Below are 14,635 nucleotides of genomic sequence, written 5' to 3' on the forward strand. Positions count from 1 at the left end.
TTTTTTAGATAAGCAAAAGTAACGAAAACGTTTGCATTGCCCAACTACTCAATTACATTTTCAAATAAAAATCTTTGGTAAGATTGGTGTAATCTTCTGTGTATTGGTGGCGAGCAGTTTCGATAACCAATTCCGAAATTTTGGTGTCTTGTTGAGTAAAGGCAAATTCTATTAAACTTCGCTTAATATCTGAGTTTGGATTCCCTTTAACATTAAGCATACGCTTAGGAAACAAACTGGCTGTAGAAGCTAATTCAATAAATCTTGATTCTTCTTTGTAAGGAATTACAACAGAAAACAGACCGTTTTGTGTAAGAAGGTTAGCCACAGCATAAATTAAATGTTCAAAAGGCATAGCGTCATTAAAGCGTGCTAAATCCCTGGCTTTACTGTCTGTTTTATAATCTTCGGAATAAAATGGTGGATTGCAAATGATGAGATCAAACTTATCTTCAACTTCTTCAACAAACTCAAGTAATGATGCATGGTAACAAAACAAGCGATCGTTCCAAGGTGAATTCTCGAAATTTTCCGAACACTGTTCATAAGCATTTTCGTGAATCTCTATAGCTTCTATTTGTTGCGCATCACTACGTTGTGCCAATATTAATGAGAGTATGCCTGTTCCCGCCCCAATATCGAGCACAGAAAAAGGATTGTTTTTAACAGAAGTCCAAGCTCCAAGTAAGACACCGTCAGTACCAATTTTCATGGCACAACGATTTTGATTGACAATGAATTGTTTGAATTTGAATTGATCTTTCATAATTGTTGTGTCATTGTGATGGCTTAGTACGTTGTAATCTCAATAATGAGATTCTTCACTTCGCCCTGCATGTCTACAAATATAAATCAATCAGCCCCTCGGGAGTATTCATTTCAATAGTTTTATGTTCTCTGTCCACATGCACTATAAATTCGTCATTCATGGGGATTAAGATTTCAGTTCCTTTCCGATCTACTTCAAATAGTGCTTGTGCTGTTGAATCGTTAATCGCCTTTATAATTCCCACTTCACCGAAAATAGTATCGCTTATAGTAAAACCTATCACTTCGTGATAATAAAATTTATTACCCTCTAGTTTCGGAAGCAATTCTAATGGAAGGTATAATTCCGTTTTAATCAGGGCATCTGCATCAGCTTCTGTATCTACATCTTCGAACTTTAAACGCAATAAATCAGATTTATGTAATTGAGAAGATTCGATAAAAAAGGGCACTAAATCACCTCTCAAATTTATAAATATAGCATCTAAATTATCATATAGATTAGGTTCGTCAGTGTCTAGCTTGGCTAAAAGCTCACCCTTAAAACTGTACTTCTTTACAATCTTCCCTAAATAAAAACAATCTTCTTTTTTCATGACAAATTTGTTCGTCATCCTGAACCTGTTTCAGGATCTTATTCTTTTTTTACAAAAAAACCCAGACACGATGGTCTGGGTTTAAAAGTATAAAAATAAACTTTTTATTCTTCTTCGCTAGAAGCTGTTGTTTCTTCGGTTGAAGCATCTTCTGCTACTTCTTCAGCAACTGGTGCCGCTGCCGCAATACGCGCTTCGTTCACCGCTTTTTCAGCTTCAAGTGCTTTAGCTTTAGCGTCGGCATCAGCTTTAGATAAACCATCAGCTTTTGCTTGAACCTTAGCTGCTTTTTCTTCTAACCAAGCGTTAAATTTCTTTTCTGCCTCTTCTTCAGTTAGAGCTCCTTTTCTAACACCGACAGCTAAATGCTTTTTTAGCATCGCGCCTTTGTAAGATAAAATGGCTTTGGCAGTGTCAGTTGGTTGCGCACCATTTTGCAACCATTTTACAGCTCCGTCAACATCTAATTCGATAGTTGCAGGATTTGTGTTTGGATTGTAAGCACCTAGTTTTTCTAAGTATTTACCATCTCTTTTAGCGCGAGAATCCGCTGCTACGATCCAGTAGTAAGGTTTTCCTTTTTTACCGTGTCTTTGTAATCTAATTTTTACAGGCATAATAATTAATTAGTGAGGTTCTCGACCTCTGTTATTAATGAGAACCTGCCGACATAACTAAACCTATGCCGCTCAGGCGGGCGCAAAGATAGTATATTTTTTTAATTTTCAGTACTTTCTCTCTTTTTAACTGAAAGAATTCCATTTTAACTAAAAGAAGTGGGTTCAATATGCTCGATAAAAAAAAATATTATACTTTTGGAACTCTTGTTTCGTTATATTTGGAACGGATAAAATTACCCTATATAAAATGAAAAGATTATTCCTTATATCCTTCGTTTTCTTAACGCTGTTTAGTTGTGGCGACGAAGTTCAATTTAATACGCCAGCTTTTCAAGGCGATCGTGCTAACCAACTTTGGCGTGCTAAATCATTTTCTGCCAGTATTGATGCTAATGGGTTTTTAACCATAACAGGAACCAATAATGTAGAAACCGTAAACCTTAGAGTGCCATCTGTGAGCGAAGGAACATATATACCAGGTGATGTTAACACTATTGAGGCAGAATATATCGATGGTTTCGGAACTGTATTTTCGACTAATAATAGACCAGACCCAAGTGTTTCCATTTATCCTGAATTGGGGGAAATTGTAATTGAAGAAATAGATGTAATAAATGGTAGATTCACAGGAACATTTAGATTTTTAGCCTTTGATGCTTCTGGTCTAAATTCCGTGGGCTATTCAAGAGGTATTTTCTTTAGAGTGCCTTTGGTTTCTGGTGCTATCCCGGCAAACCCTGTGACATGTATAGATAAGGAGATAGAATCTGAAGTTGCGCTTATGGCTTACGAGGCAACCTTTGATCCTAGTTTAGATTTTATAGATATTGATATGTACGAGGCTGCTTGTAGCGCATACAACATTGCACTGAACGAGCAGCGTAATTTTTGTGGTGATGTAGATGGAGACATCCAAACTATGATTAGTGATCTTGAAGGTTGTCAATTCACATGTGACCACGCAACAACCAATAGAGCAGAAGCTGAATCACAGTATAATGCAGCAACTATAGGGAATTACACTGAACTTTGTGCGCAATATCAATTCTACCTACAACAACAAATAGATATTTGTGGTGATGAAGATGGAAGTATTCAAGCAGAACTAGATAGCCTAGATTGTGGAGATGCTGACGGTGATGGTATCCCTAATGTGTTCGAAAACTTTGATGGTGATCCTGATGGGAATTTAGAAGATCCTGGTGATGACTCGGATGGCGATGGTATTTTTAACTACTTAGATCCAGATGATGATGGTGATGGTATTTTAACGCTATATGAGGCTAAAGATATGGATGGTAATCCAATTGATACAGATGGTGATGGTAATATGGATTATTTAGATAATGATGATGATGGTGATGGAACACTGACTATTAACGAAAATGCAGATCCAAATGCAGATGGAAATCCTGATGATGCAGTAGATACTGATGGGGACGGAGTTCCAGATTATTTACAAGCATAGATTAAAAAAACTACATTTTACGAAGGTGTTACTATAATTTAGTAGCGCCTTTTTTGTTAAGTGTTGTTAAATATTATTAAACCTTGTTAAAATACTTGACTTATGCTCTCTTATTCCTTATGTTATGTAGTGTTGGGATGTTAAACAATGCGCATCTGAAAACAAAGTATTGAAAATTTAAAATGAATTAAGAATATGAAGTACGAAAAAGAAATTTCAAACAAGTTAAACGAATTAATCGAAAAAAACATCAACGCCAAAGACGGTTATGCAAGAGCTATAGAGAAAGTTGATAATAGTGAAATAAAACGATTTTTTAAATCTAGAGCAGAGGAGCGAGCCGAATTTGTAAAAGAGTTAAGAAGTGAGGTTTGGAATAATGGTGAAATCCCCGAAAATTCAGGTAATATTACTGGTGAACTACACAGAAATTGGATGTCATTAAAGTCACTGTTTTCTTCAAATGATGAAGAAGCTATGTTAAATGAAACCATAAGAGGCGAAAAGTCCAGTTTAGAGGAATACAACGAAATATTATCAAACACCACATTGCCGCTCAATATTTCAAATCTTCTTAGAAAGCAAAGAAATACCATTGAGGCAACTATCAAGGAAGCCGAAAATTACGAAGTAGTTATGTCCTAATTACATTGTCAACATAAATTATATAGCCACGCGAAAGCGTGGTTTTTTGTTTACAACTGTTTATAAGTTCATTTTTTAAAAGTGCAAATTCTACGTAATTTTATAAGCTAACTTTTTATTAATTACAACTGTCATTTCGATTACGCTCAATGCAACAGTTCAGATTATAATAACACTATTTTTTCCTCTTTTGGGAATTTAAAAAGGGCTTTTTTATGTACTTAATTTTCGATACAGAAACTACAGGTTTACCAAAACGCTGGGACGCACCAATTACTGATACTGATAACTGGCCAAGAGCCATACAGATCGCATGGCAATTACACGATGCCATGGGTAATTGTATTGAGCATCAAGATTATTTAATCAAGCCAAAAGGTTTTAATATTCCTTATGATGCGGAAAAGATTCATGGAATTTCAACAGAATTAGCTCAAGAACAAGGTGTGCCATTAGAAGAAGTTTTGGAAAAGTTCAATATAGCATTATCTAAAACTAAATTTGTTGTTGGACAAAATGTAAAGTTCGATTTAAATATAATGGGAGCGGAATTTGTTAGAGGAGATATTGCAAATCCACTTCAAGAATTACCGGTTTTAGATACCTGTACAGAACACACCGCAAGTTTATGCCAGATACCAGGAGGTAGAGGAGGTAAATTTAAGTTACCAACCTTAACAGAACTTCATCAATATTTGTTTAATCAACCCTTTGCTGAAGCACATAATGCAACTGCGGATGTAGAGGCAACTACACGTTGTTTTTTAGAATTAATTAGAAAAGAACAATATACAGTTGAACAGCTTGATGTTCAGCCAGATTATTTTCAAAAGTTTTCAGAAGAAAACCCCGATACGATACAGCTTATTGGGTTAAAGCATATTAATCTTAAGCGCGAAAGTGCCAAGATTAACGAGCGACTTCAAAAGGAACAAACAGACGCTGTTCCGACAGAAACAAACAAAGAAGTTGCTGCACAATTAGTCGAGGTTGATTTTGTTCATCTGCACAACCATTCTCAATTTTCAATACTTCAATCTACAATCAGCATTAAAGATTTGGTTGCTGTTGCAGCCAAAGAAAATATGCCAGCGGTTGCGCTTACAGATCATGGGAATATGATGGGAGCGTTTCACTTTGTGAGTGCGGTTTCCAATCACAATAAAGCTGTAAAAGCACAACATACTCAAGCTGAAGAAACCGGTGAAGCGAAGAAAGGAAAATTGATAAAGCCTATTATTGGTTGTGAGTTTTTTGTTTGTGAAAACCATGAAGATAAAAACCGAAAAGATAACGGTTACCAAATCGTTCTTTTGGCAAAAAATAAGAAAGGGTATCACAATTTGGCGAAGTTATCATCAGCGGCCTTCACGGATGGATTTTATTACGTGCCAAGAATCGATAAAAAGTTAATAGAACAATACAAAGAAAACCTTATCTGCTTAACAGGAAATCTTTATGGTGAAGTTCCCAGCAAGGTTCTTAATATTGGCGAAAACCAAGCTGAAGAAGCTTTGCTATGGTGGAAAGATACCTTTGGGGATGATTTGTATATCGAATTAATGCGCCACAATCAAGAGGATGAAAATCGTGTCAACCAAGTATTGATTCAGTTTGCCAAAAAGCATAATGTAAAGTTAGTGGCGACAAATAACACCTATTACGTTGAGCAAGAAAATGCTAATGCACATGATATTTTACTTTGTGTAAAAGATGGTGAAAAACAGGCCACTCCAATTGGCCGTGGTCGCGGTTACCGTTATGGTTTGCCAAACCAAGAGTACTACTTTAAGTCTTCCGAAGAAATGAAGGCCTTATTTAGAGATATTCCTGAAGCTATAGTAAACATTCAAGAAGTGGTCGATAAGATTGAACCTTTTGAATTAGCCCGAGATGTTTTATTGCCAGCTTTTGATATTCCTAATGAATTTAAGCATGAAGATGATGAAGTCGATGGAGGAAAACGCGGTGAGAATGCCTATCTAAAACACCTTACTTACAAAGGTGCCAAAAAGCGTTATGGAGAGATTACACCAGAAATCAAAGAGCGTCTCGATTTTGAATTGAGTGTTATCGAGAACACAGGTTATCCAGGATATTTTTTAATTGTTGAAGATTTCATTCGCGAGGCACGAAACATGGATGTCTCTGTTGGGCCGGGTCGCGGTTCTGCGGCTGGTTCAGTAGTAGCATATTGCCTTTGGATTACCAACATAGATCCTATTAAGTACGACTTACTTTTTGAGCGTTTCTTAAATCCAGATCGTGTGAGTATGCCAGATATTGATATCGATTTTGATGATGAAGGTCGTGGCCGTGTTATGCAGTACGTTATTGATAAATACGGGGCCAATCAAGTAGCGCAAATTATCACTTATGGTACTATGGCGGCCAAATCTTCAATTCGTGATACAGCTCGTGTTTTAGATTTATCTCTCAGTGAAGCGGATCGTATTTCGAAGTTAATTCCGACAATGTCTAAACTCGGAAAGATATTTGGGCTCTCAGAAAAAGACTTAGCGAAGAAGTTTAGAGCTGAAGATTTAGAGAAAGTCAACGAGCTTTTAAATATTTCTGATGGTGAAGATCTACAAGCCGAAACCGTAAACCAAGCAAGGGTCTTGGAAGGTTCAGTACGTAATACTGGTATTCATGCCTGTGGTGTCATCATCACACCGGGAGATATTACCAATTATGTGCCTGTAGCAGTTGCAAAAGATTCCGATTTATATGTCACACAATTTGATAATTCAGTTGTCGAAAGTGCAGGATTGTTAAAGATGGACTTTTTAGGTTTAAAGACTTTAACTTTAATAAAAGATACAGTTAAAATCGTAAAAGCAAAGCATGGTATTGAATTGGACCCCGAAAACTTTCCATTAGATGATGAAGAAACCTATGCGTTGTTCCAGAGAGGTGAAACGGTTGGCATATTCCAATACGAATCGCCTGGAATGCAAAAGCATATGAAGCATTTAAAGCCCACGGTTTTTGACGATTTAATTGCCATGAACGCATTGTATCGTCCTGGACCAATGGAATATATCCCAAGCTTTATTAATCGTAAGCATGGTAAGGAAGAGATCATTTATGATTTACCAGAAATGGAAGAGTATCTCAAGGAAACTTACGGGATTACAGTGTATCAAGAGCAAGTGATGCTTCTGTCGCAAAAATTGGCAGATTTCACCAAAGGTGAAGCAGATGTTTTGCGTAAGGCAATGGGTAAGAAGCAGAAAGCCGTTTTGGATAAGATGAAACCAAAATTCATTGAGCAAGCTGCTGCAAAAGGTATGGACAAAGATAAACTTGAAAAGATTTGGAAAGATTGGGAAGCTTTTGCGAGTTATGCCTTTAATAAATCCCATTCAACATGTTATGCATGGATAGCCTATCAAACGGCTTATTTAAAAGCACATTATCCAGCAGAATATATGGCTGCTGTACTTTCTAATAATATGAACGACATTAAGTCCGTCACCTTCTTTATGGAAGAGTGTAAGCGTATGCGTTTACCTGTACTTGGGCCAAGTGTCAATGAAAGTTACTATAAGTTTTCGGTAAATAAAGATAATGCTGTTCGTTTCGGAATGGGTGCGATAAAAGGTGTGGGGCATGGAGCCGTAAAAACTATTGTTGAAAACCGAAAAGAAGATGGAAACTATAAATCCATTTTCGATTTGGCTAAGCGTATCGACTTACGTGCAGCCAATAAAAAAGCCTTTGAAGGTTTAGCAAACGCAGGTGGTTTCGATTGTTTTGAAGATACACACAGAGCGCAGTATTTTGCCCACTATGGTGACGGTATTACGTTTTTAGAAAAAGCAGTAAAATATGGTGCTAAGCATCAAGAAAATGAAAATTCGGCGCAAGTAAGTTTGTTTGGTGAAGCTAGTGGAGTCCAGATAGCAGAGCCTCAAGTACCTCCTTGTGAAGATTGGGGGACCATGGAAAAACTCTCTAGAGAGAAGGAAGTGGTTGGTATTTATATCTCGGGCCATCCGCTAGATGATTTTAAAATTGAAATGAAAACCTTCTGTAACGGAACGATTTCTGTGTTCAATGATTTAGAATCTATTGTAAATCGAGAGGTCACTTTTGGAGGAGTCGTTACCGATGTACAACACCGCGTTAGTAAGCAAGGGAAGGGTTGGGCATTATTCACTGTCGAAGATTATACGGACAGTTATGAGTTTAGAATATTTGGAGAAGACTATCTAAAGTTTAGGCACTTCTTTGTAATTAATTCGTTTGTATATGTAAGAGCATTTATAAAAGAAGGTTGGGTAAATAGAGATACAGGTAAAAAAGGCGACCCAAGAATTCAGTTTAATAGTTTTCAGTTACTGCACGATGTTATGGATACGTATGCGAAGAAGTTATCCATTCAATTAAATATTGAAGATTTAGAAGAGGATAAAATTTTGAATCTTCAAGATTTATTTAGAATGCACGATGGAAATAATACGCTTAACTTTTTAGTGTACGATAACGCTGAAAAATTGAAACTGACCATGCCAAGTAGGAAGCAAAAAGTGAAGATTTCTCAAGAACTTTTAAATGAGTTAGAAGAACAAGATGTAATGTACAAGTTGAATTAAAAAACCATTGTGCATTTTAAGTAGAAAACCTGATTACACTTTAGTTTGAATAATTTGAGGCATTAAATATTTATCAAGAATAATTTCATCAGTAAGAATCATAATTACTGATACTCAACTGAGTAAACAAGAAGTATGAATTTTTCTTATTTCAATCGAAAATCCGTTCAAAATGATGAATTTTATCAAAAAGCACTTTGGATTAATGATTTAATCACATATTGTTTCTAAATCTGGAAGCCTAAATTTATTTACTATCCAAATAACCACCCAACTTATCTAAAGAATCATCCCAAAATTGCGAATAGAATTGCATCCATTTATTCACTTCTTTTAAAGGTTTTGGGTCTGCGTAGCAAAACCGATTTCTACCTTCTTCTTGCATTTGTACCAAGCCAGCATCATTTAATATTTTAATATGCTTAGTTACTCCTTGTCGGCTCATGTCGAACTGATTAGAAATCTGTGTTATGGACAATGCTGAGGTAGCCAATACTAAGGCGTGAAAAATTTCACGCCTTGTAGGATCTGCAATGGCTTTAAATAGCTTATTAATATTATCCTGCATTAACTTCTTCTTTTAAATAGTCTATGAGTAAGTTAATACAATTGTCCCAGCCACCATTAAAGCTATTAAACATTTCTATAGCAGTTTCACCGGAATAATTTTCAATACCAGAGTGTTCCAAATATAATTTTGTGCCGTTTTCTACGGTTTCCAATTTCCACGAAACGGTTGTTTCTACTTTAGTGTCTGCTACAATCCAAGTATAAACTAATAGATATGGATTAGCTTCCTTTATGGTTCCACTTATGGTAGTGCATCCTTTTTCATTGGGCTCAGATGTGAAAACATAGCGATATCCTTTTTCTGCTTTAAAATCAGCTTGAATAAACCATGCTGAGATTTCTTCGGCCTTAGTAATTGCATTCCAGACTTGATCTATGGAATGATGAAATACTTTTTCTTTTGTGATTGTTTTTGTCATAATGTTCGATTTAGATCTATTAATACGCAACTATATGGTTGCTAAATTATAGAAAATAAATTTAATAAGCAACTAAAAAGTTGCATAATTAGTTTTAAGTTGCGCAAAGGATGGAACGGTTTGTCTGAGCTCCTCGAAGAGAGCGAGTAGTGACAGCCTGGTTTATGCACCCAAATATCTATTATATTGTCAGTCAATAATGTCATAATCAAATCAAATACTGCCAATGTAAGGTTTGGCATTTTTTTTGACTAATTTTGTGTAATTAAAGTAGAATACAATTAAAAATAAATATTATGGCATTAGAAATAACAGATGCAACATTTGAAGAAACAGTATTAAAGAGTGATAAACCAGTAATGGTAGATTTTTGGGCTGCTTGGTGCGGACCTTGCCGTATGGTTGGACCGATCATTGATGAAATTAGCACTGAGTACGATGGTAAGGCCATAGTTGGTAAGGTAGATGTTGATGCTAACCAAGAGTTTGCTGCCAAATATGGTGTAAGAAACATACCAACTGTATTGGTTTTTCAAAACGGTGAAGTTGTAGGTCGTCAAGTAGGCGTAGCACCTAAAAATGCTTATGCTGAAGCTATAGACGCACTTTTATAGAACAATACTGTAAAAGAAATGATAAAAGGTTTGCCTATACGGCAAACCTTTTTTAGTTTGGGCTATCAATATTAATTGTCTAGAAAAGGTCAACAGGTAGTATGGATTTACAATTAGAACTTAATAAAGTGGGTGGTTTTAAAAACCTAGAGTTGTTGGCCAAGCAAGTCGTTGAAGGCTTTATAGCTGGTATGCACAAAAGTCCTTTTCATGGGTTTTCAGCTGAATTTGCTGAGCATAAAATTTATAATCAAGGAGAAAGCACTAAGCATATCGATTGGAAATTATATGCAAAAACAGATCGACTATATACCAAACGCTATGACGAAGAAACAAACCTTCGTTGTCATTTGATATTGGACAATAGTAGTTCTATGCATTACCCAGAATCAGCAGGAACAACAATAGATAATTTAAATAAGATAGCATTTTCATCCTTGGCATGCGCCTCATTAATGCATATACTGAAAAAACAACGAGATGCTGTTGGACTAAGTATTTATAGTGATGATTATGATTTTTATTCACCAGAAAAAGGAAGCGAACGTCATCATCAAATGTTATTGGGAAAGTTGAGTGAAGCGGTTATGTCTAAACCAAAATCCAAAACGACCGAAACTTACAAGTATTTACATCAGATTGCAGAGAAAATCCACCGCCGGTCATTGATTTTTGTGTTTACAGATATGTTTCAAACCTCAGAGAATGATGAAAAGCTTTTTGAAGCACTAAGGCATTTAAAATATAATAAACACGAAGTGGTTCTCTTTCATGTTTTTGATAAGGCAAAGGAACTATCCTTTGATTTTGATAATAGACCAAAACGTTTTATTGACGTAGAGACAGGTGAATATCTAGATTTGTACGCAGATAACATTAAAGAAAATTACGAAAAAGCTGTAAAGCATTATTTTAATAATCTAAGAGTTAAGTGCGGTCAATACAGAATAAAATATGTTGAGGCTAACGTAAGTGCAGGTTTCAATCAAATACTTACCACTTATATGATAGAGCGTCAAAGATTTATGTAGATATAAAAATATTCGCAAAATAACTACTGCTTGTTGTTGATTTTGAGTTTGTAATACTACAATATATTACTATTTCATGTGAACTGTTGAATATAGTGTTGTTGACGTAAATAAATACCAGTAGATTAGGTGTATGTGTGTTTTATTAGTATTCAAATTGATCATAGAATATTTTAAGACATCAAATTTAGCAATGTGAAACTCCAGATAAACGTTGATTAGCTTCCTTACATCATTGATATTGTTAGACTATTGTCTTTATTTAGTATCTTTGGGAAAAAGCTATATCACTGATTTTGTTAGTAATTCGGTCGATTTAATTCTATGATTCCATTAAGCATACTGAAGAATGAAGACTCGCTTATTTATTATTCTTACATTTTTAGGTAGTAACCTGTTTGCTCAAAATAGTGAAACAGAAAATTGGTATTTTGGAGGTAGGGCTGGGTTAAATTTTGAAATAACTAATAATGATCCACAAGTATTATTAGATGGTATGATGTCTACACCATCAGGAAGTGCAGTTATTTCAGATTTGGAAGGTAATCTGCTTTTTTACACAGAAGGTGATTTAGTGTGGAACAAAAATCATCAAAGAATGGATAATGGTAATTTGTCTAATGTCACTCCAGAGGACGTTGGAAATAATTTAAATTACCAGACTTATCAGCATGCGCTTCAGAATTCTATGATTATTCCAATTACTGACACTGAAGGGTTGTACTACCTTTTTACTGTTGGAAGAAGTGATGAGAATTTAATTGTTCCAGAAGGTTTGTATTTGTCGATAATTGATATGACTCAGAATAATGGATTAGGAAGGGTTATAGAAAAAAACCGGCGTATCATAAGACCAGGAACAGAAATTGGTAAGCTATCCGCTGTACATCATGCCAATGGTAGATCTATCTGGCTTATGACGACAGTTAGAGAAGAGGGAAATCTAAATATGTCGTTCTATGCATATAAAATAAATATGGATGGTAGTATTGAGCCTACCGTTGTTAGCTCAGGCAGTGGAGTGTCATTTGATGGTTTGCCTTTAGGAAACTTAAAGTTCTCTCCAAATGGTAAAAGAGTGGCTTGTAGTAATTATAGACCTGCAGAAATAGAAGATCATCTATTTGTTTTCGATTTTGATGACGAAACAGGTATAGTTTCCAATAGGAGAAAATTACTTACGTCTTTAGTGCCTTTAGAGATTGCATCGGTACACGGTATAGAGTTTTCTAATAATTCGGAATATTTATATGCTTCGTTGGTTAGAGAGGGTTTTTTGAGTACCGTGTCGTTAGATGTTGAACCCGATCCAAAAGGTTTGGTAATTCAGTATAACTTAGCCGACAACTTTTTTCAAACATACTCCACTATACTGTACGAAAATGAAGGGGTTTCTTACGGTGGTGCTTTACAGCTCTCTAAGAATGGGAAAATTTACAGAGCATTACCAGTGAGTAATTCTGCCGGAACAAGTTTTTTAGGAGTTATAAATGATCCAAACGAGTTCGGAACTGCATCAAATTATCTCCACAACCAGATTAATCTAAATTCAAGAGTATCAAGAAGAGGATTACCAAATTTTATTCAATCCTATTTTAGGACAAGAATCTTAAATATTGAAGGGTGTGAAGATGATTCAATTCTTTTTGAAGTTGATACTTATGCAGAAATCACAGCTGCTGAATGGAATTTTGGTGATGGTAATACTTCAAGTGAAATAACACCTAATTACACTTACAATGATAGTGGAAGCTATGACGTGTCTGTAACCATAACTGTTAATAATCGCCAAATTACAACCTCAAAAAGAATTTTGGTAAACGAATTGCCTAATCTAAATGAAAATCAAGAGTTAATTCAATGTGATGACAATAGTGATGGAATTTCAGTGTTCAATCTATTTAATATTAGAGATAAGATCACTGACCCAAGTTTGAATGAAGAGCTGATTTTTTATAGCAGTCTAAGTGATGCTGAAGGAGATGATAATAGAATTCTTAATCCCGAAAATTTTATTAACGAAATTCCTGATCAAGAAATATTTATCAAAGTCATCAATGAAAATGATTGCTATTCTATAGGGTCTTTTATAGTAACTGCTGTTTTTGCGCCACCCATAGTAATTTCTGATGTCATCGTATGTGATAGTTCAGACAATGTGCCGGGTGACTCATTAGGGTTTTTTAGTTTACTAGATATCAGAGGAAATATACTTAACCAATTAGGCTTATTGGATTCAAGTAGAATTACATTTTATTCAACATTTTTTGATGCTCAAACATCACAGAATGACTTACGGAACATATCCTCTGGTTCAACAACAATTTGGGTAAGGGTTGAAGACGAAAATTTAAATTGTGGGGGTATCGGATCCATTGATTTGATTGTAAATCCTGAACCATCAATTAGTTTAAATGACCAATATATTTTGTGTGGTACAGAGCCAATTACGTTATCAGGTGACAGCTCTAACTACAGGTTCGAGTGGTTAGATAGCAATAACAACGTTATCTCTACTAGCCAAAATTTTAGCACTACCGAAACAGGTACATATACACACGTTGCATTTATTAATGAAAATGACTTGGAGTGTTCGCTTTCTAAGGAATTTAATATTAGTAGAGTTGAGGCACCAGTTTTCAGTTCAATAGATGTCATTGAAGGTTCTAATGTAAATACGATAAATATTAGTGTAGAAGGAAATAGTAGCTATGAGTTTTCTATTGATGGAATAAATTTTTTCGGAAATTCCAACAACTATACATTTAATGGTGTCCCATTTGGCGCATATACGATTTATGCTAAAGATATTAGTGGTTGTGAACCAGCTATAGAAGAAGATATATTTTTAATAGGGTATCCTAAGTTTTTTACACCTAATGAAGATGGAGTTAATGATTTTTGGGCAATAAAAGGCCTTGATGTTGAGCTGTATGAATCTATAAGGATTTTCAACAGATATGGTAAGCTCATTACTGATCTAAATGTCAATAATGGTTTTAGATGGAATGGCGAGTACAATGGAGTAAGACTGCCTGTTAATGATTATTGGTTTGAAGTTAAATTTAAAAATGGATTAAAAAAAGTTGGTCATTTTACTTTAAAAAGATAACTCTAATCTTATTTTAAATTTAACTATTAATTAATGTTGAAATTTTCTATAAATAAGTTTGCGAAATTAAAAATGCAGTGTATATTTGCCCTCGCAATTATGCAACGGTCTGGTAGTTCAGCTGGTTAGAATATCTGCCTGTCACGCAGGGGGTCGCGGGTTCGAGTCCCGTCCAGACCGCTAAAATTGCA

Annotated in this window: 11 protein-coding genes and 1 tRNA gene; 7 read left to right on the forward strand and 5 right to left on the reverse strand. The window is 35.2% G+C overall.

What is annotated here, in order from left to right; all coding sequences use genetic code 11:
• Nucleotides 1-52 precede the first annotated feature (52 nt).
• From KCG49_RS07015 to KCG49_RS07025, 3 genes are all read right to left on the reverse strand, one after another.
• Nucleotides 53-766 carry a tRNA1(Val) (adenine(37)-N6)-methyltransferase gene (locus KCG49_RS07015; RefSeq protein WP_218545473.1) on the reverse strand — a complete coding sequence of 238 codons (714 nt, stop codon included), beginning with the start codon at nucleotides 764-766 and terminating at the stop codon, nucleotides 53-55.
• Nucleotides 767-839: 73 nt separating this feature from the next.
• Nucleotides 840-1,364, reverse strand: coding sequence for a ribosome maturation factor RimM (rimM, locus tag KCG49_RS07020; protein WP_218545474.1), 525 nt, complete (start codon nucleotides 1,362-1,364; stop codon nucleotides 840-842).
• A gap of 104 nt (nucleotides 1,365-1,468) precedes the next feature.
• On the reverse strand, nucleotides 1,469-1,981 hold the full coding sequence (locus KCG49_RS07025; RefSeq protein ID WP_218545475.1) for a 30S ribosomal protein S16: 513 nt from the start codon (nucleotides 1,979-1,981) through the stop codon (nucleotides 1,469-1,471).
• 250 nt (nucleotides 1,982-2,231) lie between these two features.
• On the opposite strand from KCG49_RS07025, the gene KCG49_RS07030 reads away from it, so the two are divergent.
• The 3 genes from KCG49_RS07030 (at nucleotide 2,232) to dnaE (ending at nucleotide 8,698) form a co-directional block, all read left to right on the forward strand.
• Nucleotides 2,232-3,452, forward strand: coding sequence for a DUF6252 domain-containing protein (locus KCG49_RS07030; RefSeq protein ID WP_218545476.1), 1,221 nt, complete (start codon nucleotides 2,232-2,234; stop codon nucleotides 3,450-3,452).
• A 195-nt stretch (nucleotides 3,453-3,647) separates the two neighbouring features.
• Nucleotides 3,648-4,097: a ferritin-like domain-containing protein gene (locus KCG49_RS07035; protein WP_218545477.1), complete on the forward strand. Its 450-nt coding sequence runs from the start codon at nucleotides 3,648-3,650 to the stop codon at nucleotides 4,095-4,097.
• 215 nt (nucleotides 4,098-4,312) lie between these two features.
• Nucleotides 4,313-8,698: a DNA polymerase III subunit alpha gene (dnaE, locus tag KCG49_RS07040; RefSeq protein WP_218545478.1), complete on the forward strand. Its 4,386-nt coding sequence runs from the start codon at nucleotides 4,313-4,315 to the stop codon at nucleotides 8,696-8,698.
• A 247-nt stretch (nucleotides 8,699-8,945) separates the two neighbouring features.
• Here the strand turns inward: dnaE and KCG49_RS07045 are convergent, their stop codons facing one another.
• Together KCG49_RS07045 and KCG49_RS07050 are read right to left on the reverse strand one after the other, a co-directional pair.
• The gene (locus KCG49_RS07045; protein ID WP_218545479.1) at nucleotides 8,946-9,266 is read right to left on the reverse strand and encodes an ArsR/SmtB family transcription factor; all 321 of its coding nucleotides are present in this window, start codon (nucleotides 9,264-9,266) and stop codon (nucleotides 8,946-8,948) included.
• Entirely contained in the window at nucleotides 9,256-9,687 is a 432-nt protein-coding gene (locus KCG49_RS07050; protein WP_218545480.1) for an SRPBCC family protein, read from the reverse strand. Before KCG49_RS07050 ends, KCG49_RS07045 begins: the two co-directional genes overlap by 11 nt.
• Before the next feature lie 296 nt (nucleotides 9,688-9,983).
• Between KCG49_RS07050 and trxA the strand changes: the two genes are divergently transcribed.
• The 4 genes from trxA to KCG49_RS07070 all read left to right on the forward strand — a co-directional run bounded on the left by trxA (nucleotide 9,984) and on the right by KCG49_RS07070 (nucleotide 14,624).
• Nucleotides 9,984-10,301, forward strand: a complete 318-nt coding sequence (gene trxA, locus KCG49_RS07055) for a thioredoxin (RefSeq protein WP_218545481.1) — start codon at nucleotides 9,984-9,986, stop codon at nucleotides 10,299-10,301.
• A gap of 101 nt (nucleotides 10,302-10,402) precedes the next feature.
• Complete coding sequence (locus KCG49_RS07060; protein WP_218545482.1) at nucleotides 10,403-11,332, forward strand: DUF58 domain-containing protein; 930 nt, start codon at nucleotides 10,403-10,405, stop codon at nucleotides 11,330-11,332.
• A 349-nt stretch (nucleotides 11,333-11,681) separates the two neighbouring features.
• A complete protein-coding gene (locus KCG49_RS07065) occupies nucleotides 11,682-14,444 on the forward strand; it encodes an FIDD domain-containing protein (RefSeq protein ID WP_218545483.1) in 2,763 nt (920 codons plus the stop codon).
• 106 nt (nucleotides 14,445-14,550) lie between these two features.
• Nucleotides 14,551-14,624: transfer RNA gene (locus KCG49_RS07070), tRNA-Asp, on the forward strand.
• The last annotated feature ends 11 nt before the right edge of the window (nucleotides 14,625-14,635 follow it).

Origin of the sequence: Winogradskyella luteola (assembly GCF_019203985.1) — a bacterium.
In the GTDB taxonomy this organism is placed as follows: Bacteria; Bacteroidota; Bacteroidia; order Flavobacteriales; family Flavobacteriaceae; genus Winogradskyella; species Winogradskyella luteola.

What these genes read in the sequence shown, in the direction of transcription:
- KCG49_RS07015 (WP_218545473.1), bottom strand. Translation starts at nt 766, where the DNA reads ATGAAAGATCAATTCAAATTCAAACAATTCATTGTCAATCAAAATCGT.
- rimM (WP_218545474.1), bottom strand. Translation starts at nt 1,364, where the DNA reads ATGAAAAAAGAAGATTGTTTTTATTTAGGGAAGATTGTAAAGAAGTAC.
- KCG49_RS07025 (WP_218545475.1), bottom strand. Translation starts at nt 1,981, where the DNA reads ATGCCTGTAAAAATTAGATTACAAAGACACGGTAAAAAAGGAAAACCT.
- KCG49_RS07030 (WP_218545476.1), top strand. Translation starts at nt 2,232, where the DNA reads ATGAAAAGATTATTCCTTATATCCTTCGTTTTCTTAACGCTGTTTAGT.
- KCG49_RS07035 (WP_218545477.1), top strand. Translation starts at nt 3,648, where the DNA reads ATGAAGTACGAAAAAGAAATTTCAAACAAGTTAAACGAATTAATCGAA.
- dnaE (WP_218545478.1), top strand. Translation starts at nt 4,313, where the DNA reads ATGTACTTAATTTTCGATACAGAAACTACAGGTTTACCAAAACGCTGG.
- KCG49_RS07045 (WP_218545479.1), bottom strand. Translation starts at nt 9,266, where the DNA reads ATGCAGGATAATATTAATAAGCTATTTAAAGCCATTGCAGATCCTACA.
- KCG49_RS07050 (WP_218545480.1), bottom strand. Translation starts at nt 9,687, where the DNA reads ATGACAAAAACAATCACAAAAGAAAAAGTATTTCATCATTCCATAGAT.
- trxA (WP_218545481.1), top strand. Translation starts at nt 9,984, where the DNA reads ATGGCATTAGAAATAACAGATGCAACATTTGAAGAAACAGTATTAAAG.
- KCG49_RS07060 (WP_218545482.1), top strand. Translation starts at nt 10,403, where the DNA reads ATGGATTTACAATTAGAACTTAATAAAGTGGGTGGTTTTAAAAACCTA.
- KCG49_RS07065 (WP_218545483.1), top strand. Translation starts at nt 11,682, where the DNA reads ATGAAGACTCGCTTATTTATTATTCTTACATTTTTAGGTAGTAACCTG.